Source organism: Haladaptatus rarus, from assembly GCF_054177585.1.
Map to the genome: position 1 here is coordinate 41101 of NZ_JBPEHG010000005.1, position 22935 is coordinate 64035.

The window sequence follows — 22935 nt, forward strand, 5'->3', positions numbered from 1 at the left end:
CCATCATCAAACGATTTTATTTTAGAAAGGAATTTTTATTGTACGAACACTCGAAGGAATCGCACCAGTCATCGAGGCGATCAGCTGGCCGCTCGTCGTATTGTTTCTGGTGATACATTTCGGTGACATCATCCAGAACTTCCTCGACCGGACTGGGTCACTGACCCTCGAAGGAGCAGGGTTCAGTGCGACGGCGAAGACATGAGGGTTCAGAGCGGGCGCATTCTACGGGGCTGCACTCGAACGAAAATCGGACGACGAACGCGACGACATCGCCGCAGATATCGACACCGAGTCGATACTCGCAACGGAGTCACTCGAAGGATCGTCGCTTCTCTGGGTAGACGACGAACCGGCGAACAACGAGTACGAACGAGCGGCACTCCGTGCGCTCGGCGTCTCGGTGATCACCAGTCGGACGACGGACGATGCGCTGGTGAAACTCCGATCGAACGATTACGATGTCATCATCTCGGATATGAGCCGAAACGGATCCCGCGCGGGACTCGACATCCTCGAAGCGAAGCAGAGGGTCGGCGATTCGACGCCACTCATCGTCTACTCTCGATCCGTGTCGGCGAGCGACTGCGAGAACGTCCACGCAACCGGCGCGTTCGACTGTACGAATCGCCCACACGAACTGTTTCGACTGCTTCGAACCGCACTCGTGAACGCCTGAGACCCGTCGCCAGTCGGCCCGTCTCTCGGCATCGATGGGTCAGAAATCTGTTGTTACCACGAACGGAACGACTGCCTACCCTCATCCGACAGTCAGTAATAATCGCTATCACGCCGATAGCCACTGGATAACAAAGAGTGAATCCTGCGATAGTTCTTTCGAACGAGAACGCCCGCCGCCACGCTTCGCCGAGCGGTTGCCCCCGACTTCAACCATGGCCAGTCATCAGACGGATTCCAAAACGACCCAGAAATCGCACGGACTTGGTTACGAACTGCCATGGCTCGTCCCCGCCCTTCTCGCCGGATTATGTATCCTCTACTTCTATCTCGACTCACATTCGTACCCCTCGTTCGGTGCTGGACTGTACTTCCAGATCGCAGAACGTATCAGCGAGAACGGTTACGCGCTTCCGAAGACGATCCCTGGCTACACCGCTGAGGGCGTACCGTTCGCCTATCCGCCACTTATGTTCTACGTGTCGGCGGCGATACTCGACGTGACGAACCTCGGGTCGTTCACCATCGCGCGATACCTCCCCGGAATCGTCACAATCCTGTATCTCGTTCCGCTGTACTTTCTTGCGCGCGACCTGTTCGATTCACGACCGCAGGCGTCGCTTGCCACCCTCATCGTCGCTGTCAGCCCACCGATACTTCAGTGGCATCTCTCTGCCGGTGGAATCGTCCGTGCGCCAGCCATGCTATTCGCACTCACGGGCATCTACTCGGGGCTCCACCTCTTTCGAGAACGGGACCTGCGATGGCTCGTCCCCGCACTCGTCACGTTCTCGTTGACTATCCTGACACATCCGATGTACACCGTCTTCTTCACGATGAGCTTCGTCCTGCTGTACGTTCAGTTCGACCGGTCGCTCCGCGGCTTGCTCTACGGCATGGTCGTCGGTGTCGGGGGGGTTCTCCTCACCGCACCGTGGTGGAGCGTGGTGCTCTCGACCCACGGCGGAACCGTGTTCACAGCGGCGGCAGGCACCCACGGCGGAATCGGCGGGGCAGTCCCCACACTGAAGAGCCTAATCAGACAACAACTCAACGAACCACCCGTCCTGTCCCTGTGGCATGTGATTCCATTCGCAGGATGCTTCTGGCTCGTGCTGAAACGCGAGTTCTTCCTGCCAGCGTGGTTGCTCGTCGTCGTCGCGACGATGGGTGAACCACGGTTCGTGTTTCTCATCGGTGCGCTCGTCACCGCTCGATTCGTCTTCGACGGGATCGCCAGATGGTTGAAAGAAGGTGTGGCGACGCTGAACCGGGAAGAGGTCGTGACGTTCTCGGTCGTGTTGCTCGCGACCATCGGACTCAGCGGCGGAACGCTGTACGCGACGGGAGGGTTGAACGCCCACGCCGGGAGTCCGTCACTGCCGCAGTTCGTGGACGGCGACGACGTAGAGGCGATGGAGTGGGCTAAAGCGAACACTGCTTCAGATTCGACGTTCGTGGTGCTCGGTGACGCAGCGGAATGGTTCCCACAGCAGACCGATCGAGCGATCTTGATCGGGCCGTGGGGCGTCGAATGGAAAGGCCAGTACCAGTACCAATATCAGTTACGACAGTTTCGCCGACTTTCGCGGTGTCACAGTTCCTACTGTCTGACGGGGAGATTGATGCAGATTCGCGTACGTCCCGATTATGTCTACGTCCCGAAAGAGATGTACACGATCCGCGGGATGCAGCGATACCAGCCGAATCAGATGATGACGACGATGCTTTCTTCCCCGCAGTATCACCTCGTGTTCGAGAACGACGAAGTCGCCATCTTCGAACTGTCGAAAGGATGGTATCCGACGAAATCAGGGTCGACCGGCCCACGACCGACGTAAAACGGAGTCTCGACGACTGTTTTCGGTGATCCGCTTCCAGCGTATATATCGCGCTCACGAATCGTCGGCGACGCGCTCGACGAGTTCCGGAAGCACCTCGGTTACGTCTCCGCGGATGTCGAAATCGGTGAGTTGACTGACGGGCGTCTCGTCCAGGTTGATGATCGCCGTCGTCGCACCGGTTCGGACAGCGGTTCTCGGCAGTGACGCGGCAGGCTCGACACTGAGCGACGACCCGATGGCGAGGAACACGTCGGCCCGTCTCGCACACTCACGAGCACGCTGAAGGGCGAACTCGTCCAATCGCTCGCCGAACAGCACCACGTCGGGTTTGTAGATGCCACCGCACTCATCACAGTGAGGTGGACATTCTCCCGATTCGACGCGCGCTCTGACCGGGGCTGCATCGGTTCGGTGACTGCAGTCGTCACAGACGACTCGACGGGCGTTGCCGTGCAGTTCGATCAGTTCCGTCTGCGTCGTCGCATCGTATGCTGTCTCGTCGTGCATTGCTCCATCATCTATCGACTCGTCGTGTGCCCCCCTGTCGAGTATCGCTCCTTCGTGTAGCCCGTCCGTGTTCTGCGTGAGAATCGTGTGCAGGTGGCCGTCCGCTGCGAGTTCGGTGAGTGCGTCGTGGGCTGCGTTCGGTGCGATATCGTCACCGAACATCGCCTCGTGTAGTTCGAGTCGGTCAGCCCAGAACCCCGCTGGATCCGAGCGAAATCGTCGATAGTGGAAGTCCTCGGGATCGAATCGATTCCAGACTCCCGATTCGCTCCTGAAATCGGGGACTCCCGACGCGGTGCTCATCCCGGCACCCGTGAGGGCGACGACGGTCTCTGCCTCACTGAGTTCGTCCGCGAGACGTGCGACCTCCTCCATACGAGTAAGTTTGGAGCGGCGAGGTTGAATAACTATGGAGATACGAAAGACCGGAGTCGCTTTCGATTTCCCGTCCTGTTGCGAAGAATAGATGTGACACACCCTCTGCCACCCGGTTTATGGCGTTGCCGGTCGTGGCTCCGAGCATGACCCACATCGTCGCTGGAACCGACAGTGAAGAGACGAGCGAGCGTATCTGTGAGTACCTCCAGTCACGGCTCGATAGAGACGATGTCGTGTCCGTCCTGAACTCACTCCACGGCGGAAACGACGAGGAGGCGGTCGAAGAAGGGCAGCGAGCACTCGGCGTGTTCGAAGATTGGCTCAGCGAGGAGTTCGACATCGAGATGGAGCAGAACACGGACGCGACCGACCCGGCGCACGATCTTCTCACCCTCGCGGACGAACTCGAAGCAGACGAGATCGTCATCGGACTCAGTCAGAAACGGAGTCCGGCCAAGAAGGTGCTGTTCGGGAGCATCACCCAATCGGTACTCTTACAGACGAAACGCCCGGTGGTCGGCGTCCCGATTCAGAAGACAATGTAATAACCGGGTCGGATTTTCGAAAAATGGGAACGGCCCGGACGGTTAAGGGGAACCCATCCTAACCCCGGAGTACCACCCGCATCGCGCTGCAAACCATCGCCAGCACTCGACGACAATCCGTTCGCACACGCCCACAATGAATCGATTCGGTCAGGCCGCCGCTGGTACACTCCTCGGACTCGCACTGGTAGCGGTCGCACTCTGGCTCGCTCGTTCGATAGATAGTCCCGGAAACGAACCCGACTCCAAAACGGAACCCGACCCCAAAGCCGATGGCGGCTACGTCACCGGCTTCGAGGCAGGATACGGCAAGCCCACTGGTCTCATCAGATGGATAACGACCGTCGATCACAAGGACATCGGCGCACTCTATCTGTTGCTTGGAGCCGTGGCGTTCTTCTGGGGCGGAACGGACGCGATGATGATGCGGACAGAGCTGTTCACGGCCAACGTGGACGTGTGGAACGCCGAGACGTACAACGGCCTGTTCACGATGCACGGCATTACGATGCTCTTTTTCTTCGCAACACCCGTGCTGTTCGGGTTTGCCAACCACTTCCTGCCTTTACTCCTCGACGCCGACGACATGGCATTCCCGCGGTTGAACGCCATCGGGTTCTGGCTCCTCCCGCCAGCATTACTGTTGGTTCGCTTCGGTCTCATCTCCGACGTCGGCGGGCACGTCATCGAACCGATACTGGGTGAGGCGGCCGCGAGACCCTTCTTCCTCCTCAAGCCACCCGAGACGGGATGGACGATATACACGCCCCTCTCGCGTCAACAGCCGAATCCGACGATCAATCTGATGTTGCTCGGGCTCCACCTCTCGGGAGTCAGCACCACTATCGGCGCGATCAACATCATCGCCACGACGTTCACGCAGAAAGGCGATGGCGTCGATTGGCAGGACTTGGACATCTTCTCGTGGACGTTGCTCACGCAGGCCGGCCTCATCCTGTTCGCGTTTCCACTGCTCGGCAGTGCGCTCGTCATGCTCCTGCTCGACCGGAACTTCGGCACCACCTTCTTCGCGCTGGATGGCGGTGGCCCCATCCTGTGGCAACACCTGTTCTGGTTCTTCGGCCACCCCGAGGTGTACATCCTCGTCCTCCCACCGATGGGACTGGTCAGCCTCATCCTCCCCAAGTTTGCGAGCAGGAAACTGTTCGGCTTCAAGTTCGTCGTCTACTCGACGTTGGCAATCGGCGTGCTCTCGTTCGGCGTCTGGGCCCACCACATGTTCACCACCGGTATCGACCCACGCATCCGGGCGAGTTTCATGGCGGTGTCGCTGGCTATCGCGGTGCCGAGCGCGGTGAAGGTGTTCAACTGGATCTCGACGATGTGGAACGGTCGAGTCCGTCTCGAAGCCCCCATGCTGTTCTGTGTCGGGTCGATAGCGACGTTCATCATCGGTGGCGTGACAGGTGTCTTCCTGGCGGCGATTCCGATCGACCTCATCTACCACGACACCTACTACGTCGTCGGCCACTTCCACCTCATCATCATGGGGCTGATACCGTTCGCCATGTTCGCCGCCGTCTACTACTGGTATCCGCTCTTCACGGGGCGGATGTTCAACAAGACGCTCGCCAGCATCCACTTCTGGTTCACCTTCGTCGGCGTGAACGTCACGTTCATCACCCTCATCGTCATCGGGATGCTCGGACAACCACGACGGTACGCACAGTACCCGGTCGAGTTCGAACCCCTCCAACAGATCGCGTCGGTCGGCGCGATCATCATCGCTCTCGGGACGGTGGTCTGGGTGTGGAATATGCTCCAGTCCTACCGGAAGGGGCCGGTCATCACTGATGCAGACGTGTGGAACCTGAAAGAGGACGGGTTCTTCTCCCGCGAGTGGCAGTGGTTCGAGAACCGTCTGGAATAGCTATCGAGAGGAACGTTTTGGCGATCTATCGGGTGAATCTTCCGTACAGGACGCCCAGCGAATAGCCATACACCACGTGGGCGATGAGCGTGAAGACGAGATAGAGCACGAGGAACGGCCCCGCGAGTTTGAGGCCCGCCGACCCCAACACGAGGAACGCAACCCAGAGTAGCAGCGCGAAGACGATTCCACGGATACCGACATCCTCGCCACCTGGGAGTGCGGTGAGATAGCCCTCGATGGCCGCGAACACGAGCGGCCAGAGGACGATCCCGGCGAGAACGAAGACGATGAATCCGAGATACAGTTGGCCGGGCATCCTGACGAACTTCGCTATCGCGGCGGGGACGCCGAGATTGAATCGAGCCTCTGCTTCGGCGACGAGAAAGATGAACACCATCAGGCCCGTACTCAGCACACCCGCCTTTAACGATTGTACTGCTTGCCATGCGGCGGGCGGAAGCCCGGATTCACCGTCGTGCTGAGCGACTTCCTGTGACATAGTATCAAGCAAGAGCGGGAGCGATTTATAAGTACTCCCTCTCGTCGTCGATTCCACATGAATCGGAAATGGGAGCGGTGATCGGGGGGACTGAAAGCGGTCGAGGGTGCCAAAAGAGGTTACTCGCTATCGCACAATCTCCCTGCATGGCCCTCGAAAACGAGAGTGACACCTTCGACATCGGCGGGGAGATGACCATCCACCGACTCGGCTTCGGAGCGATGCGCCTGACCGGTGAGGACATCATCGGACGCCCCGACGACGAGACCGAGGCACGACGCGTCCTCCACGAGGCGATCTCGCTCGGCGTAGATTTCATCGATACGGCAGATTCCTACGGACCGTGCGTCAGCGAGCGTCTCATCAGAGACGCCATCCATCCGTACCCTGAGAAGCTCGTCGTGGCGACGAAAGGCGGACTCCTCCGAAACGACGACGGTGACTGGCTTCCGAACGGCGACCCGGACTACCTGCGAAACGCCATCCTGGGGAGCCTCGACCGGCTCGGCACCGACAGCATCGACCTCTATCAACTCCATCGTCCCGACCCGGACGTGGATTTCGAAGACTCAGTTCACGCGCTGGCGGAACTGAAAGACGATGGGAAGATAGAACACGTCGGGCTGAGCAACGTCGACGTAGACCAGCTCGAAACCGCCCGCGACATCGTCGAGATCGCGACCGTCCAGAATCAGTACAACGTCGCAAATCGAGAACACGAAGCCGTCCTCCAGGCCTGCGAGGACGCTGGAATCGGGTTCATCCCGTGGTACCCACTCGCTGCGGGCGAACTCGGCGACAAAGCAGACACGCTTTCCGACATCGCGGATGCACACGACGCTTCACACCGGCAGATCGCGCTCGCGTGGCTGCTCCATCACTCGCCCGTCACGCTCCCGATCCCCGGCACGTCGAGCGTCGAACACCTCCACAAGAACGTCGCGGCATCGACCATCGATCTCTCCGACGACGAGATGGCTAGACTCGATTAGCCTCTCGCAGGCGATGAGTCGAACTCGTCGTGGGACGAGTCGAACTCCTCGTGGTGTGTCTCGTAATAGCGAACCATCTCACCGACGAACCAAAACTTGAGTCCGGCGGAGAGAAGCGTACAGAGTGCAGTTGCCGTCGGTTGCTGGCGATACGCAGCGTACAGTCCGTAGAAGAAGATTGGGACGTTGAGCCTGTTCAGAAGGTTCGGATAGCCCCGCTTGTCGCCGTGTTCTATCCAGAGTTGCTCGCCGAGGACGCCCCTGTACATCCAGCTATCCGCCACTTTCTCCGGGTCGGGCTTCGAGAAGAGGACGGGGTTGACGACGATGAAGAGAATGGTCGCACCGAGTAGCTTCCAGTCGTGGCGATACAACGCGAGCATCATGGCCGGATAGGAGAGTACCCTCGTCCAGCCACTCTTCGGGTTCGAATGGCGTTCCCAGAACGTCTGTCGCAGCCGCTCTCTAGTGGTCTCGGTCGAGTGCGTCGCTGTCTCGGTCATGCTCGTACTACGCTCGCAACGGGGAAAGTTATGACCCGCGGGTGAGAAGTCAGCACCGAATGGAACCGGCAACGCGCGCCGAACTGCTCGCCGCTGCGGAACGATACGCGGAGACCGTCTCCATCGACATCGACCTCTCCGCTGTCGACTGGGAGTGTTCGGATCGAGCGATGCGCCGTGCCGGAGCCTGCATCTACGACCGCCGGACTGGAAACCTGACGATTCGGCTGACGTGGGACGCTTACCGCGCGTTCGGCTGGGAGGAGTTCACCGGAACGATCCGGCACGAACTGGTACACGCGTGGGAGTTCCAGCAGTTCGGCGAATCGGGGCACGGGCCACGATTCGAGGAGAAAGCGCGGGAACTCGACGCCCCCCGCCACTGTCGGTCGTTCGCCGACGCACGTCTTCGTCTCGTCTGTTCGTCCTGCGACTGGGAGGCGCGTCGCTTTCGCGCGTCGGAGGCCGTCAAAAATCCAGATCGGCGGCGCTGTGGATCGTGTGGGGCACGCTATCGCGTCGAACACCAAGAAAGCGGGAGGCGATGGCGAACTCACGCAGGGTATCTGGTCGCACGCAGGAGACTCGGCAACGAATGGTGACGAGCGATAAGGTGTTGCTAAGATGTCGTGGGGGAACCGAGATCAGTCCGAGATCAATCCGAGATCTCGTCGACGTACGACAGCAGTTCTGCGATGGATTCGGCGTTCTCGTCGGGATAGAGCATTCCGCTCGGGCCGTCGGGAGCGGAGAGCACACCGGCGTCATCTAGCACGGAGATGTGCTGTTGGTAGAACGTCGTGTAGACGGTTGTGCGCTCGTCGGTGGTCGCGTCCGAACCGAACTCCCGAGCAGTCACCTCTTCGACGAGCGTCCGCATCGGGATGACGTCTTCCACGTCGGCCAGAACCGAGATCGCGTGGCGACGGCGCTCGACGCGACAGAGGTTGAACAGTTCGTCCCTGGACAGTGCTATCGATTCCGAAACTGGCCCACTCTTAAGTAGACTGCCCAGCATTCGCTCAGAGTGTAACTAGTGAACAACTTACCAGTTACGATTCGAACAGAATCTAGATTGCTTCGAACTGCCTCGAACTGCCCCAACCTGCTTCGAAAGGGGATTACTCCGTCACGACGGTGACCGCACCGTCGAAGTCGAGGATGACCGACTGCGTGCGGTCGCCGAAGAGTGCTTTTCCGGTCGGGGAGCGTTTGCGACCAGCGAGGAAGATGTGGTCACAGCCGTGCTCGCGGGCAGCGTCGAGGATCTTGTCACGCTCGTCACCGACCCGTCCGACGGCTTCGAACTCGACGTCGACCTCGTCGAGTACTTCTCGCCCGATGTCTGCCGCGAAATGGCGCGCCCCTTCGAGTGCCTGTCCAGCGGTGTAGGAGGTTTCGATAGACGGGATACGCTCCAGCGAGTTGCGCGTCTCTTCGTACTCGTCGTTGGTCGTGACGTGGAGCAAGACGAGTCCCGCACCGACGCCTGCTGCGAGTTCTCCCGCCTCTCGAACCAGATCCTTGGCCGATTCAGATCCTTCGACGACCGCTAGTGCTCGTTCCATATCAGACGACGCACACAGTCGGGAAATAAATAAATTGGGCTTTCGATGGGCTCAGTTCGGTGGTTCGACGAACCCACTTCCGGGAGTCTCCTCGTCCACTTCGAATCCCGGCCCCGAAGTAGCGAACTCGATGACGAGTCCGTCGGGGTCGGTGAGGTAGATGCTCTTGAAGTACGTCCGGTCGCGGACTGGCGAGACGCGAACACCTTCCGATTGCAGGTGGTCGCGCCACTCGCGGAGCGCGGGTTCGTCTTCGACACCGAGCGCGAAGTGGTGGCTGGCCCCGCCGCCGGGTTGGCCCTGCGAACCGGGATACTCGAAGTAGCTAATGACGGTTCCCCGTTCACCCGCTGGCGTCGGTGAGAAGTAGTAGTGGAGGGTTCCGGGGTCGTCGTAGTTCTCGGTCATCTTCACCGTATGGAAGCCGAGTGCGTCCTCGTAGAACGCTCGCGTCTCCTCCATGTCGGTACAGATGTTCGTCACGTGATGCAGTCCGGTGGTGGATGGTGTCATGGATGGAGTCAGGCGAGGCAGACATTTCCGTCCATCGTAGAATCGAGCTCGACCGGTTGCAGTATCATCTCGTTACCTGATTCGGGCCCGAACCGATTTATAGGTTCGCGGACATAGACGTAACCAGATTACACCGATGTCATCGGAAACCGTCGAGGAAGGCCCCTGTTCCGTCGTCGAATCGTTCGAGCAGATCGGTTCGCAGTGGCGACTGGTCGTTCTCTACGATTTGCGAGACGGCGAGAAACGATTCAACGAACTCAAACGTTCGACTGGTGCGAGTTCGCGGACGCTCTCGCGCGTGCTGGACGACCTCCGCGAGATGGATTTCGTCAGTCGCCGCACCGAAGTAGACGCGCCGATCGCGACGTACTACAGTCTGAGCGACAAAGGCCGGTCGCTCTGTCCTATCTTCGAAGAAATCGAGGCGTGGGCTGCCGAGTGGCTCTAGTTCCGTGAGCCGACCGTCGTCGTGTTGTACATCTGCCTGCTCGCACCAGCGGCCCCGAATTTCGGGATATCGACCCACTGGTAAGAGAACTCTTCGTCGACGCGGTGATACACCGGAAGGAAGGTCACGTCCTCCCAGTTCGCCTCCTCCATGGTGACGTAGGCCTCGTTGCGGGCACTCTGTGCCTGGTCGGTCGGCGCTGGGTTGTTCTGTATCTTCTCCCACGCTTGCGTCGCCTGATTCGCCGCTTCCGTGTCAGACCAGTTCGTGTACGATATCGGATCGGATCTCGACGTGTCCGTCAGCGGCGGATTCAACAGTTGCAGGAAGTTGTCCGGCGCAGGCCAGTCCATGATCCAGCCGAGCGTGTACGCCTGCAGGTTCCCCTGTCGACCACGGCTGAGCAGGGTCGAGAACGGAGCCTCTTGAAGTTGCAGGTCTATGTGTGCCGCCTGCAGCTGGTCGCGCAGTATCTTTGCGATGGCCTGCCACGTCGTCGATTCGTAGGTAGTGAGCGTGAACTGGTAACGGTTGTTGCTTCCGTAACCCGCGTCCTCCATCACCTGTCTCGCCTGCTGGAGTTGCGTCTCGTTGTACCCATACGGGTAGTTGTTCTGTGCGTGCTGGGTGTACGATTGCGCGCCACCTGGGTAGATCCGCGGCGGTGTGAAGTGGTACGCGGCCTCCCCACGTCCTTTGAACACCTGATCGACCGCGACCTGCTGGTTCAGGACGTACGCAACGGCCTGCCGCGCCGGCTTCTCGACCGCGTTCGTGTTGAAGCCGAGATAGAACGCGTTGATGGTCGGCACGGCGAGATAGTTCATCGTCTTCCCGTTCTGTAACGGGCCGTACGTCCCCGATTTCCGTCCCAGGTCGTCCGTGTTCTGGACGGTCACTTTGTTCGGGTCGTACTGTGCCGTCGGGATGGTCTCGTTGAACACGACGTCGGCGTTCTCGTTCGACACGTAGGTGAACGCCGCCTGATCGTCTTCGATGATGGCCCACCGAACTCCACCGACCTTCGCCGTCTCGCCGTGATAGTCGTCGTATCGAGTGACGACCGCCTCGTTGTTACTCTGCCAGCGGTCGAACTCGAACGGCCCTGCACCGATCGGGTTCGAGGTCGCGAACCGCTGATAAGGCATCTCACCCTCGTAACCCGGTATGTCCCCGACGATACCCTCGGGAACCGCGGCGAACGCGGTGTACGCCATCATCTCGAGGGTCGAGTGGAACGGTTCTTCGAGTTCCATCTCCACCGTGTACTTATCAGGTGCCCGTACTGCCAACGAATCGAGGTTAAGTTCTCCCTCCTCGCTCGTCTGGTGTTTCACCCCGATGGAATCGAGGATGAAGTACGACCGCCGGGAGTTCTCCGATGCCGCCAGTCGTTCCCAGGAGTAGACGAAGTCCTGTGCCGTAACCTCCTTCCCGTTGTGGAAAGTCGCACCCTGCTTCAGGGAGAAGGTGTAGGTCGTGAAGTCGTCGGACACCTCCTGACTTTCCGCCAGCAGGCCTTCGACCGCGACCTGCCCGTTCGGGTAGTTCATCAGCGAATCGAACACCTGCTGGATAACCGTTCCCGACGCAGTGTCCGTCGCCTTCACCGGGTCGATGGTAGTCATCGTCCCGTTGACAAGCTGCAGCGTCGTGTCACTCCCCTGTTGATTCGACTGTTCGGCAGCACTGCTACCAGCCATCCCTGCGAGTGCAACGGACGACGCCGCACCCCCCGTCGCTTTTAAGAAGTTTCGCCGTGTGACGTTGGATTTCTCTGACATCCGAAAGGAGTACACGAGCGTCGAACATATGTAACTAATTATTGGTATGTGTACTGATAGCGATTGCAAAAAGTGACTCTACGGAAATATCTTCTATAATTTGTGTATAAAGCGATAGAATAGCTCGCAGTCACATTGTCAGAGAGTTATGTAATAATATTTTATATAAATAAGTATTCAGATGGCGAATACGGGAAGAAATCGGCCATTGCCGACGACCATCGAAAATGAATCGAAACCGTCGAAGATCTCTTGGCTGTCACCGAAATTCGAGACGAAAGAAGAAATACGACGATTCCCCCTTCTCAAATTTGTCCGAGACGAAGAAACGAACGCAAACGAGCCGAACTGACGATTCGCGGAGAAGTAAGCAAGGTTACTATCACGTTTCCGGTTCGTGCTGATGGATTCGAAAGCGGTCGAGAGGATTCCTCGGACGGGATTTACACAGCAAATCGGGAAGCGACCCCGGAGATTCGAAAAGGCCGTGTCTATAAACGACAACTATTCGGCGCACCCGTCCCGAGAGTCGAATATGACAATCGGCGTCGTCGTGCTCAACTTCGGAGAACCGTCCGAACCGACACGGGAAAACGTCCGCGGCTATCTGGAGCGCATCTTCATGAACAACGCCGACCTCGAAGGTGACACTACCGAAGAGGAGGCACGAAAGCGTTCCCAGCAACTGGCCGAACGACGCACCCCCGAACTCATCGAGGAGTACGAGGCTATCGGTGGCTCGCCGCTCGACCCACAAGCGCACGCGCAGGCGGAGGCGCTGGAAGCCGAACTCGAAGCTCGTGGGTTCGACGTGCGAACCTACGTCGGCATGCAGTTTACGGAACCGTTCATCGCCGACGCGGTCGAGCAGGCTCACGAGGATGGGGTCGACGAACTCGTCGGGCTTCCCGTCTACCCTCTGTGTGGCGCTTCGACGACCGTCGCGTCACTCGAAGAACTCACGAACGCGGTCGCCGAGCGCGACTGGGATATCCCGATTCACGAGATCACCGGATGGCACCGCCACCCGACCTACAACCGGATTCGTGCCGAGAACGTCCGGCGATTCGCAGAGAACGAAGGACTCGATCTTACGGACGACGACACCGAACTGGTCTTTTCGGCACACGGGACGCCGGCACACTACCTCGACGAGGGGAGTCGATACGACGTGTACGTCGACGAGTTCTGTGACGTGATGGCGAGCGAACTCGGCGTCGAATCCTACTCGCTCGGCTTTCAGAACCACGGCAACCGCCAGATTCCGTGGACTGAACCCGAAGTCGAGGAAGTCATCGAAGCGATCGACGCGGAACGCGTCGTCGTCGAGCCGATCAGCTTCATGCACGAGCAGAGTGAGACGCTGTCGGAACTGGACGACGAACTCCGTGAGGATGCAGAAGCCGTCGGCCTCGATTTCTACCGCGTTCCGGTTCCACACGACGACGACCGATTCGCAACCGTACTCGCCGACCTCGTCGAACCGTTCGTCGCCGGATTCGAACCGTCCTACTATCAGTTCCGCCAGTGCCAGTGTAAGGACACCCCCGGCACGATGTGCCTGAACGCCCCGTTCGTCAGATGACGGTCGGACGGACGAAGGTCGGTATCGTCGGTGCGGGAATCACCGGACTCGCGCTCGCCCACCACCTCGACAAAACCGGCGTCGAACACGTCGTCCTCGAAGCCGATTCGGAACCGGGCGGCGTGATCCGAAGTGGCCGAGTCGATGGCTACCTGCTGGAGTGGGGACCGCAGCGACTCCGCCGAACCGAACCAGTCGACGAACTGATCACCGACCTCGGATTAGCGGACGAAGTCCTCGAAGCCGGAGAGACGAAGCTGTTCGTCTACGCGCGAAGAGAACTCCGGCGGGCACCCTTCTCCATCGAGGAGTTCGGACAGACCGACCTGCTCTCGTTGCGCGGGAAACTCGACGTACTGAAAGAACCCCAGACAGCCACCGCAGACCCGGAGGAAACCGCCGCCGAACTGTTGACTCGAAAGTTCGGTGAAGAGGCCTATCGGAACCTCATCGGCCCCCTGTTCGGGGGCATCTACGGTTCCGAACCCGAGCAGATGCCAGCCAGGCACGCGCTCTCGGGGATGATGAAACTGGAACAGAAGCACGGGTCACTGCTCAAGCCAGCCCTGAAACGAGCGATGGCAGGCGGGTCTTCGGCACCCGCCATCTCCTTCGAAGATGGGGCACAGCGACTTCCCGAAGCCCTGTACGATGCTCACGGGGAGAGCGTCCACCTCGAAACGCCCGTCACCGAGATTCGGGAAGCCGAAGACACCGAGGAGGGCTACCTTCTCGAATCCGATGCTGAAGAAATCGCGGTGAACGAGGTGGTCGTCACCACACCCGCCGATGTGAGTGCCGACCTGCTGGAAACCCTCACGCCCGACTCCGCGAATGCCCTTACCCGCCTGAACTACAACCCGCTCGCGCTGGTACACCTCCGTGCCGACTGCAACCGTGATGGGTTCGGCTATCAGGTGCGCCACGACGAGGGGCTCGATACGCTCGGCGTCTCGTGGAACGCGAGCATGTTCGACCGGGAAGGTGTTTATACGGTCTTCCTCGGCGGGATGAAGAATCCCGAGTTAGTCGAAGAAAGCGATGAAACCCTCGGCGAAATCGCGTCGATGGAGTTCGAGGAAGTGATGGGCGCGAAAGCGGACGTGCTGAGTATCGCCCGACTCGACCGAGGATTCCCGGCCTACGACACGTCGTGGGACGCGCTGGACGAGGTGGCGATGCCGGAAGGCGTTCACCTCGCCACGAACTACACCGCGAGAATGGGCGTTCCAAGTCGTATCCGGGAAGCCAGACAGCTAGCCGAATCACTCGCCGACCGGACGTAGATTTATAACCGAAGGCGAAACCAGTTCGCCTCGGTGAAACGATGGCCTAACGATCGACTTCTTTCGCCGCCTCCACGAACGCCTTCGCGTTCTCGACGGGCGTCGTTCGGTCGATTCCGTGACCGAGGTTCAGGATGTGACCCGAATCGCCTGCCTTCTCGATGATCTCGTGGGTCTTCTGGCGGACGAACTCGGGATCACCGAGCAGGTACGATGGGTCGAGATTCCCTTGTACAGGCGTCTCTCCCAGTTGCGTTCGCGCCTCCGCCATATCTATCGTCCAGTCCAGTCCGACCACGTCCGCACCGGATTCGGCCAGTAAGTCCAGTTTCCCGCCGGGATGGCGCGCGAAGACGATCGACGGCACGTCGATGGCGTCGAAGATGCGCTGGTGGAGTGGCAACACGAACTCCCGATAGTCGTCCGGTGTCAGCACGCCAGCCCACGTGTCGAATATCTGTACGACGTCCGCGCCGTGTTCGACCTGATATTCGACGTACTCGCAGACGACCGCCGTGAACGCTTCGAGCAAGTCCCGGAACGCATCGGGGTGGTTCGCCCGGAAGCGACGGAGGGGCTTTCGAGACGTGGGTTCGTCACCCACGACGTAGGAAGCGAGTGTGTACGGGCCACCAGCGAAGCCGATGATACTGGTTCGGTCGCCGATTCCCTCCTGGAGTCGAGTGAGCAGTTTCCCGACGTAGTCGATATCGGTCGCTACGTCGCCGGATTCCGCCGGTACGTCGTCGGGTTCCATGACCGGGTTCGAGACGACAGGCCCGACACCGCTCTCGATGTGATAGTCGAAACCGAGCGGTTCGAGGACGGTGAGGATGTCCGAGAACATGACGAGTCCGTCGGGTTCGAACAACTCCCAGGGAAGCATCGTGATTCGCTCCGCCACCTCGGGCGACTTGATCGCCTCTTTGAACGTATGCTGTTCGCGAATCTCGCGGTACTCGGGGATGTATCGCCCGGCCTGTCGCATCAACCAGACGGGTGGGCGTTCGGTGCGTTCGCCGCGGGCCGCACGAACCAACAGGTCGCTCATGGGACGAGATTAGCCGGATGGCGTCTAAGCGTTTCGACTCGGTAGCCGTTCGATACTCGGAATCGACGCCTCCACGTTCGAGCGGAGAGGTCTCTCACGATCGGGAGGAGGTACTGTAGAAAAACGGGTGTGTTCAGGCAGAGGCTGAGTAGCCAGCATCTTTGACGGCAGCGACGAGATCGTCGGTTGCGACGTCGCCATCGACGGTGGCCGTTCCGTTCTCGTGGTCGGCGCTCGCCTCGGAGACGCCCGAGAGGTCTTCGAGTGCTTCGACAACGTTCTCTTCACAGCCGCCGCAACTCATTCCGTCAACTTCGATCGTAGTTGCCATGCAGTATGGTCATCACTCATTACTTTTTTCGGTTTCGGAAAAGGTCAGTGATCGTGCGGAAGCGCGTTCGTGACGCGGTCGTTGAGACTTCGAATCTTCTTTCGGGTCATCTTCGGAAGCGACTCCTGTGGCGACCTGAGAGCCGGTTGCCCTTCGTGGTCGGGTTTGCCGACAATGATGCTTCCGACCATTCCGGTGGACTCGTGAGGTGTACAGAAATAATCGTAGACGCCTTCGGTATCGAACGTCTGTTCGAACGTCCCGCCGGATTCCGAAATAGTACCACTATCCCACGAGGAAGCGTCATTCGGAACGCGCTGGGGACGGTCGTTGTCCGGATGGTAGGCCGTTGTCGAATGTGCGCCGCTTTCGAGTGACCACGTGACGGTCGCGCCCGGTTCCACCCAGACGACGTGGGGCTCGAAGTGTGTTCCGTCGTTCGTCGTCTTCATCGACACCGTTGCATCTTTCTTCGGCCCGGATAGTTCGCTTCCGTGGGAACCGTGGCTATCGTCGTTGCCCGAGCCGTTCTCGTGATGACCGGATTCGGTCTGCTGGGTCGAACCACCGTGATGATGGTCGTCTCCATTCGTGGTCGTAGTCGTCGAACTCGGTGAACTCGTCTCGTCATTCGATGCCTTCGGGGATGCACCGATACACCCTGCGAGACTGGCGACGGTGAACGCCACGCCTCCTGTCAAAAACCGCCTGCGAGTCGTCGATTCGTGACTCATGTAATCACCAGTTACGGCAAAGAACGGTGTGATTATAACGATGAGAGTGGTTTTTCTCTGCGTGAAAAACCTCGCGAACTTCTTTATCGCTCCGGACAATCGGCCATCGTGAGCGGAGAGTGCGACCCGGATGACTTACTGGCGATCATCGGTGACGAGTACGTCCGGAGCATCCTCTCTGCCACGAGCGAGGAAGCTATGTCTGCCAAACGACTCAGCGAACGATGCGGCGCATCGTTGCCGACCGTGTACCGTCGAATAGACGATCTCCTCGAATACGGTTTCCTCGCGGAGGAAGTGGAGATGGATCCGGATGGGAACCATTTCAAAACCTACGAAGCCACCGTCGAACACATCGAGATCGAGCTGGTAGACGGAAATTTCGAAGTGGCCTACTCGACCCGGGAAGAGGACGCAGTCGACCGATTCACCCGGATGTGGCGACAGGCACGGGGGGACGAATGATGCACATCGGTCTCGTGATAGCGAAACTCATTACGGTGTTTCTCGGAATCGTCATCTCCGTCCAGGCGTATCGTGGCTACCGACGAAGTGGAGACACGCCGATGCTCCATCTGGCTGCCGGATTCTCCGTCGTCAGTGTCGGTGCGGTCGTCGAAGGGGTGTTGTACGAACTCGGGCGAACGATCTTCCTCGCCGGGATGATTCAGTCCGTCATCGTCGCCGTGGGAATGGTTCTCGTTCTGTACTCGCTCTACGGGCAGTGATAATTCGGTTATTATTCGAATGGAATTATCTAGCTCACCCAGTTTCTACAGGATTCAGAGGGGAGAGAACCGTGATAATGAAAACCGTTTTTAATATCCACCCCAATTAGACGACAATGCGACAACTCGACGACACTGACCGGGAGATAATCCGGTTGCTCGTAGAGGACGCACGCCGCCCGTACAACGAGATAGCTGACACGGTCGGTCTCTCGCCGCCGACGGTGTCAGACCGTGTCGAGCGCCTGCAGGACCTGGGTATCATCCGGCGGTTCACGGTCGATCTCGACCACGAACTCCTCACCGACGGATTGGCCCTCCTCGTCACCGTGAACGCAAGACCGGGCCACGTCGACGAAGTCAGGCGGTCTCTCGCGGCGTTCGAAGGAGTCGAACACATCTTCGTTACCGCAGACGCACACATCGTCTGCAAGACGAATCTCCGCGAACAGGCGGTCGAGTTGCTCCTCTCCGACGCCATCGGAGAAGACGCCGTTTTCGAATACGACGTGCAGTTGCTCGTGGACGACGAGTGGAATCCGCAACCGGGAACCATCGATTTCGCGCCGGACTGCGTCGAATGCGGCAACACCGTTACGAACGAAGGAGAATCCACCCACATCGAGGATGAACTGTATCATTTCTGTTGTTCTTCGTGTAAATCGAGATTCACCGACCGTTACGAACGCCTGCAAGAGGGGGCGGCTAACTGAAATTTAATCTACAATAACTCGTTTCAGGGAAGGGTTTTGTTGCCGTGTGACAATGCAACATATATGGCAACAGACCAGACGTTCGTTCGTGTCGCCGACGCCGACGAACTCAGGGACGAAGGACGACTCCTGGTGAACCGCGATGGGCGGTCGCTCGCACTGTTCTACCACGAAGGAAAGTTTCGTGCGGTGGACAATCGCTGCCCCCATATGGGATTCCCGCTCAGTCAGGGAAGCGTCGATGACGGGATCCTGACCTGCCACTGGCATCACGCCCGGTTCGAACTCTCCTGTGGCGACACGTTCGACCCGTGGGCAGACGACGTCCAGGCGTATCCCATCGAAGAACGCGATGGCGACGTGTACGTGAACCTCGATCCGATAACGGACGAGTCGCCGGAAGAACACTGGAAAAGTCGGCTCGAAACCGGCCTCGAAGAGAACCTTCGACTCGTGGTCGCCAAGTCGGTCATCGGCCTGTCGAACGAGGACGTTCCGGCGGCAGAACCACTCGGAATCGGGGCGAAGTTCGGAACGCGCTACCGCGACCAGGGGTGGAGTTCGGGACTGACGATCCACGCCTGCATGGCGAACGTCCTCCCCGACCTCCGCGAGGACGACCGCCCGCGAGCACTCTACACCGGCCTACGACACGTCGCCTCGGACTGCCAGGGCGAAGCCCCACACTTCGACCAGCCATCGTTCGAGACGCAGGACGTGTCGGGAGACCGACTCCGCCAGTGGTTCCGCGACTGTATCGAAGTACGCGACGACGACGGTGCAGAACGTTGTCTCCAGACCGCGATTTCGACGCTCGACCCCGAGCAGGTCGCCGAGATCCTCTACACCGCTGCGACCGACCACCTCTACCTCGACGCGGGTCACAGCTTCGACTTCATCAACAAGAGCCTCGAACTGCTGGATCACATCGGCTGGGAGCACGCTTCGACCGTCCTGCCGAGCGTCATCCCGCGACTCACCGAGGCCCGCCGGAGCGAGGAACTCTCCTCGTGGACACAGCCCATCGACCTCGCGGAACTCCTGTTCGACACCTTCGACGACCTGCCCGAACTGGTCGAAGCGGGTGCCGACGAGACGTGGGAGGAACCGGACGACTTCACCGCCACCCTGCTCTCGGACGACCCCCACGTCGTCCTCGATGCGCTGACGGACGCCATTCGAGGCGGTGCGACCTGCGAACAACTCGCAGCGAGCGTCTCCTTCGCGTCCGTGATGCGGGTCGCGCAGTTCGGTACGTCGAACGAGTTCAACGACTGGAACACCGTCCACCACACCTTCACCTACAACAACGCCGTCCAGCAGGCAGCGAGACGTGCCAGTTCGACCGCGCTGTACCGAGGCGTCCTGACCGGCGCGATGAGCGTCTATCTCGACCGTTTCCTGAACACGCCACCCACGCCTCTCCCGAACGTCGAATCGTCGGATGCTGACCCCGCGGAACTCCGCGACGAGCTGCTCGAAACGTTCGACGAGGAAGGCAACGTCAACTACGCCGCCGCGATCGTCGCAGAGCATTTCGCGGCAGGTGGCGACCCCGCAGACCTGAAACGAACGCTCGGACAGGCTCTCCTGCGTGAGGATGCCGGGTTCCACACGCTCCAGAACCTGGAGGCTTCCTTCACCCAGTTCGACCTGCGTACGGACGACCGAGAGCGAGAAGTGACGCTCGTCGCGCTCGCCCGATACATGGCCGCCCACTTCCCGACACGTCGGGAGGCAGAACAGACTTACACCATCGCAGACCGACTGAATCGAGGCGAGAAGATCCACGAGACGAACTGATGAACTGAAGAGATGGCGACCGAACCCTCGAAAACAACTAGACTTTCATTTTGTAAAGTCTAGTTGGAAAGCTTTATACCTCCGTCGTCGGACAGGGCAGGGTGTAACCAATGAGTCTCAGCAAGACGACGAACGAGGGGATTCGTTCGATAGTAGAACGAGCACGATCGGGGGCTGAATCGGTCGGAGACGACGCAGTAGACGAACTCGTCCACGAAGTGGAGCGGGAACTCTACGACAGTGCCACACGTGAGGAGATGTTCGACGCCGTGGCGAAAGCGGCGGCTGCGCGGATAGAACGCGATCCGGCGTACGATGACCTCGCCGCGAACGTATTTCGGCAGGGCTATCGAAAGACGGTCGCCGGTTCGTGCGACGACGAGGCGAACTATCGAGCGACGTTCGTCGAAAACGTCCAGCAGGGTGTCGAAAGCGATCTGCTGGACGAACGATTACTGGCGTACGACCTCGACGGACTCGCCGATGCACTTCAGCCCGGACGAGATGACCTGCTCTCCTACATGGCGATGGAGACGCTCTCGCAGCGATATTTTCTCGAAGCAAACGACACCCCCATCGAACTGCCACAGGCGTTCTGGATGCGAGTGGCGATGGGTCTGGCACTCCGTGAGTCGGTGAGCGACCGACAAGAACGGGCGAAGGAGTTCTACGAGGTCATGTCGACACTCCGCTTCGTTCCTTCGACGCCGACCCTGTTCCACGCGGGGACGACCCAACCACAGCTTTCGTCGTGTTACGTCACGACGATAGCTGACGACTTAGACCACATCTTCGAACGATACGGGGACCATGCGCGCCTCTCGAAGTGGTCTGGCGGAATCGGCACCGACTGGACGAACCTCCGGGCGTCCGGTTCTTTCATCGAATCGACGGGCGTCGAATCGAGCGGAATCGTTCCGTTCTTGAAGATCAGCAACGACGTGACCGCAGCCATCAACCGCTCCGGAAAGCGGAGAGGGGCGGCCTGTGCGTACCTCGAACCGTGGCACCTCGATTTCCCGGCGTTCCTCGACCTCCGGCGCAACACCGGCGACGAGCGTCGACGCACCCACGACATGAACACGGCGGCGTGGGTTCCCGACCTGTTCGTTAAGCGCGTTCGTGAAGGTGAAACGTGGACGCTCTTCTCGCCGGACGAGGTTCCCGACCTGCACAGGACCTACGGAGCCGAATTCGAGGAACGATACGAAGCCTACGAACGAAAGGCCGAGCAGGGCGAACTTCGACAGTACGAGCAAGTCGACGCGAGGGAACTCTGGCGGACGATGCTGACGAGACTGTTCGAAACTGGACATCCGTGGATAACGTTCAAAGACGCCTGTAACGTTCGGTCGCCGCAAGACCACGATGGCGTTATCCACTCCTCGAATCTCTGCACCGAGATCACGCTCAACACGAGCACCGACGAAACCGCAGTCTGTAACCTCGGATCGGTGAATCTCGCCCAGCACGTGGACGATAGCGGTCTCCAGCGCGAGAAGTTAGCCGACACCGTCGAAACGGCGATGCGAATGCTCGACAACGTCGTCGATCTGAACTTCTATCCGACCGAGGATTCCGAGCGTTCCAACTTGCGTCACCGTCCCGTCGGCCTTAGCGTGATGGGCTTCCACGACGCACTGTTGCAACAAGGGATTCCGATGCAGTCGGAGCGCGCTGTCGAGTTCGCGGGAGCAACACAAGAGTTCGTCTCGTACCATACCATCCTGAACTCCTCTCGACTGGCGTGCGAGCGAGGTACCTACGACAGTTACGATGGGTCGAAGTGGAGCCGTGGGTTGCTGCCACAGGATACCGTCGGCGTGCTCGCTGAAGAACGAGGTCACGAGATTCCGGTCGAGTTCGAAGAGCGACTCGACTGGAATCGCGTCCGCGAACACGTAGACGACCACGGCATGCGCAACTCCAACACGATGGCCATCGCACCGACGGCGACCATCTCGACTATCGCGGGAACGACGCCTTCCATCGAACCGATGTACTCGAACCTGTACGTGAAATCGAACGTCACGGGGGATTTCACCGTCGTGAACGAGCATCTCGTCGACGACCTCAAGACGCACAACCTGTGGGACGCAGAGATGCTCGACCGGATCAAATTCCACGACGGGTCGATACAGGAGATAGAATCGATTCCTGCCGAACTCCGGGAACGACATCGGGGTGCCTTCGAGATCGATCCGCGCCACCAGATTCGACTGACCGCCCGGCGAGCGTGCTGGATCGACCAGAGCCAGTCGCACAACATCTTTTTCCCCTCGACCGATGGGCAACTGCTCGACGAAGTATATCAGTTCGCGTGGGAACACGGGCTGAAGACGACGTACTACCTGCGCACGCTCGGTGCGAGTCAGATAGAGAAATCTACCGTCGACATGGCCGAGTACGGGAAGACACAGACCCGAAGCGACCGGACTCGGACGGACGACGAGAGTAGAAAGAACGACGAGACGCAGACGGACGACGAACCGCGATCCGGCGACGTGCCGAGTGTCGAAGACCCGACGTGCGACGCCTGCCAGTGAGG

The 22935-nt window shown here is 59.5% G+C and carries 24 protein-coding genes; 14 read left to right on the plus strand and 10 right to left on the minus strand.

The window, feature by feature from the left end; translation table 11 throughout:
- Positions 1-298: 298 nt before the first annotated feature.
- Together ACR3FE_RS13150 and ACR3FE_RS13155 are read left to right on the plus strand one after the other, a co-directional pair.
- On the plus strand, positions 299-679 hold the full coding sequence (locus ACR3FE_RS13150; RefSeq protein ID WP_458207855.1) for a response regulator: 381 nt from the start codon (positions 299-301) through the stop codon (positions 677-679).
- 214 nt (positions 680-893) lie between these two features.
- Entirely contained in the window at positions 894-2519 is a 1626-nt protein-coding gene (locus tag ACR3FE_RS13155; protein ID WP_458207608.1) for an ArnT family glycosyltransferase, read from the plus strand.
- Between the two features lie 54 nt (positions 2520-2573).
- Here ACR3FE_RS13155 and ACR3FE_RS13160 read toward each other — a convergent pair whose 3' ends face one another.
- Entirely contained in the window at positions 2574-3404 is an 831-nt protein-coding gene (locus tag ACR3FE_RS13160) for an SIR2 family NAD-dependent protein deacylase (protein ID WP_458207609.1), read from the minus strand.
- Between the two features lie 146 nt (positions 3405-3550).
- Between ACR3FE_RS13160 and ACR3FE_RS13165 the strand changes: the two genes are divergently transcribed.
- Both ACR3FE_RS13165 and ACR3FE_RS13170 read left to right on the plus strand, forming a co-directional pair.
- Positions 3551-3952 (plus strand): universal stress protein, encoded by a 402-nt coding sequence (locus ACR3FE_RS13165; RefSeq protein ID WP_458207610.1) that lies wholly within the window; start codon positions 3551-3553, stop codon positions 3950-3952.
- 136 nt (positions 3953-4088) lie between these two features.
- Positions 4089-5843: a cbb3-type cytochrome c oxidase subunit I gene (locus ACR3FE_RS13170; RefSeq protein WP_458207611.1), complete on the plus strand. Its 1755-nt coding sequence runs from the start codon at positions 4089-4091 to the stop codon at positions 5841-5843.
- A 25-nt stretch (positions 5844-5868) separates the two neighbouring features.
- On the opposite strand, the gene ACR3FE_RS13175 is transcribed toward ACR3FE_RS13170, so the two are convergent.
- On the minus strand, positions 5869-6345 hold the full coding sequence (locus ACR3FE_RS13175; RefSeq protein WP_458207612.1) for a DUF6789 family protein: 477 nt from the start codon (positions 6343-6345) through the stop codon (positions 5869-5871).
- A gap of 146 nt (positions 6346-6491) precedes the next feature.
- Here ACR3FE_RS13175 and ACR3FE_RS13180 point away from each other — a divergent pair, with 146 nt between their 5' ends.
- The gene (locus tag ACR3FE_RS13180) at positions 6492-7337 is read left to right on the plus strand and encodes an aldo/keto reductase (RefSeq protein ID WP_458207613.1); all 846 of its coding nucleotides are present in this window, start codon (positions 6492-6494) and stop codon (positions 7335-7337) included.
- Here the strand turns inward: ACR3FE_RS13180 and ACR3FE_RS13185 are convergent.
- Positions 7334-7840, minus strand: coding sequence for a DUF6653 family protein (locus tag ACR3FE_RS13185; protein ID WP_458207614.1), 507 nt, complete (start codon positions 7838-7840; stop codon positions 7334-7336). The two genes, ACR3FE_RS13180 and ACR3FE_RS13185, sit on opposite strands and share 4 nt — an antisense overlap.
- Before the next feature lie 59 nt (positions 7841-7899).
- Between ACR3FE_RS13185 and ACR3FE_RS13190 the strand changes: the two genes are divergently transcribed.
- Entirely contained in the window at positions 7900-8442 is a 543-nt protein-coding gene (locus tag ACR3FE_RS13190) for a SprT-like domain-containing protein (RefSeq protein WP_458207615.1), read from the plus strand.
- A gap of 53 nt (positions 8443-8495) precedes the next feature.
- On the opposite strand, the gene ACR3FE_RS13195 is transcribed toward ACR3FE_RS13190, so the two are convergent.
- The 3 genes from ACR3FE_RS13195 to ACR3FE_RS13205 form a co-directional block, all read right to left on the minus strand.
- Complete coding sequence (locus tag ACR3FE_RS13195) at positions 8496-8858, minus strand: DUF7344 domain-containing protein (RefSeq protein ID WP_458207616.1); 363 nt, start codon at positions 8856-8858, stop codon at positions 8496-8498.
- Positions 8859-8961: 103 nt separating this feature from the next.
- Positions 8962-9408: a universal stress protein gene (locus ACR3FE_RS13200; RefSeq protein WP_458207617.1), complete on the minus strand. Its 447-nt coding sequence runs from the start codon at positions 9406-9408 to the stop codon at positions 8962-8964.
- A gap of 51 nt (positions 9409-9459) precedes the next feature.
- Complete coding sequence (locus ACR3FE_RS13205; RefSeq protein WP_458207618.1) at positions 9460-9921, minus strand: VOC family protein; 462 nt, start codon at positions 9919-9921, stop codon at positions 9460-9462.
- A gap of 136 nt (positions 9922-10057) precedes the next feature.
- Between ACR3FE_RS13205 and ACR3FE_RS13210 the strand changes: the two genes are divergently transcribed.
- The gene (locus ACR3FE_RS13210) at positions 10058-10372 is read left to right on the plus strand and encodes a winged helix-turn-helix transcriptional regulator (protein WP_458207619.1); all 315 of its coding nucleotides are present in this window, start codon (positions 10058-10060) and stop codon (positions 10370-10372) included.
- On the opposite strand, the gene ACR3FE_RS13215 is transcribed toward ACR3FE_RS13210, so the two are convergent.
- On the minus strand, positions 10369-12156 hold the full coding sequence (locus ACR3FE_RS13215; protein ID WP_458207620.1) for an ABC transporter substrate-binding protein: 1788 nt from the start codon (positions 12154-12156) through the stop codon (positions 10369-10371). The genes ACR3FE_RS13210 and ACR3FE_RS13215 overlap by 4 nt on opposite strands.
- Positions 12157-12691: 535 nt before the next feature.
- Between ACR3FE_RS13215 and hemH the strand changes: the two genes are divergently transcribed.
- Positions 12692-13741, plus strand: a complete 1050-nt coding sequence (gene hemH / locus ACR3FE_RS13220) for a ferrochelatase (protein ID WP_458207621.1) — start codon at positions 12692-12694, stop codon at positions 13739-13741.
- Positions 13714-15027 (plus strand): protoporphyrinogen oxidase, encoded by a 1314-nt coding sequence (gene hemG, locus ACR3FE_RS13225; protein WP_458207622.1) that lies wholly within the window; start codon positions 13714-13716, stop codon positions 15025-15027. The genes hemH and hemG overlap by 28 nt, the downstream gene beginning before the upstream one ends.
- 46 nt (positions 15028-15073) lie before the next feature.
- On the opposite strand, the gene hemE is transcribed toward hemG, so the two are convergent.
- The 3 genes from hemE to ACR3FE_RS13240 form a co-directional block, all read right to left on the minus strand.
- Complete coding sequence (gene hemE, locus ACR3FE_RS13230; RefSeq protein ID WP_458207623.1) at positions 15074-16078, minus strand: uroporphyrinogen decarboxylase; 1005 nt, start codon at positions 16076-16078, stop codon at positions 15074-15076.
- A gap of 133 nt (positions 16079-16211) precedes the next feature.
- The gene (locus ACR3FE_RS13235; protein WP_458207624.1) at positions 16212-16409 is read right to left on the minus strand and encodes a heavy-metal-associated domain-containing protein; all 198 of its coding nucleotides are present in this window, start codon (positions 16407-16409) and stop codon (positions 16212-16214) included.
- A gap of 44 nt (positions 16410-16453) precedes the next feature.
- Positions 16454-17143, minus strand: coding sequence for a plastocyanin/azurin family copper-binding protein (locus tag ACR3FE_RS13240; RefSeq protein WP_458207625.1), 690 nt, complete (start codon positions 17141-17143; stop codon positions 16454-16456).
- 108 nt (positions 17144-17251) lie between these two features.
- Between ACR3FE_RS13240 and ACR3FE_RS13245 the strand changes: the two genes are divergently transcribed.
- The 5 genes from ACR3FE_RS13245 (at position 17252) to ACR3FE_RS13265 (ending at position 22933) form a co-directional block, all read left to right on the plus strand.
- Positions 17252-17608, plus strand: coding sequence for a helix-turn-helix domain-containing protein (locus ACR3FE_RS13245; protein ID WP_458207626.1), 357 nt, complete (start codon positions 17252-17254; stop codon positions 17606-17608).
- Positions 17608-17871: a DUF7521 family protein gene (locus ACR3FE_RS13250; RefSeq protein WP_458207856.1), complete on the plus strand. Its 264-nt coding sequence runs from the start codon at positions 17608-17610 to the stop codon at positions 17869-17871. Before ACR3FE_RS13245 ends, ACR3FE_RS13250 begins: the two co-directional genes overlap by 1 nt.
- 116 nt (positions 17872-17987) lie before the next feature.
- Positions 17988-18584: an AsnC family transcriptional regulator gene (locus ACR3FE_RS13255; RefSeq protein WP_458207627.1), complete on the plus strand. Its 597-nt coding sequence runs from the start codon at positions 17988-17990 to the stop codon at positions 18582-18584.
- A gap of 63 nt (positions 18585-18647) precedes the next feature.
- The gene (locus tag ACR3FE_RS13260) at positions 18648-20387 is read left to right on the plus strand and encodes a Rieske (2Fe-2S) protein (protein ID WP_458207628.1); all 1740 of its coding nucleotides are present in this window, start codon (positions 18648-18650) and stop codon (positions 20385-20387) included.
- Between the two features lie 110 nt (positions 20388-20497).
- Positions 20498-22933, plus strand: a complete 2436-nt coding sequence (locus ACR3FE_RS13265) for a ribonucleoside-diphosphate reductase subunit alpha (protein ID WP_458207629.1) — start codon at positions 20498-20500, stop codon at positions 22931-22933.
- Positions 22934-22935: the final 2 nt, after the last annotated feature.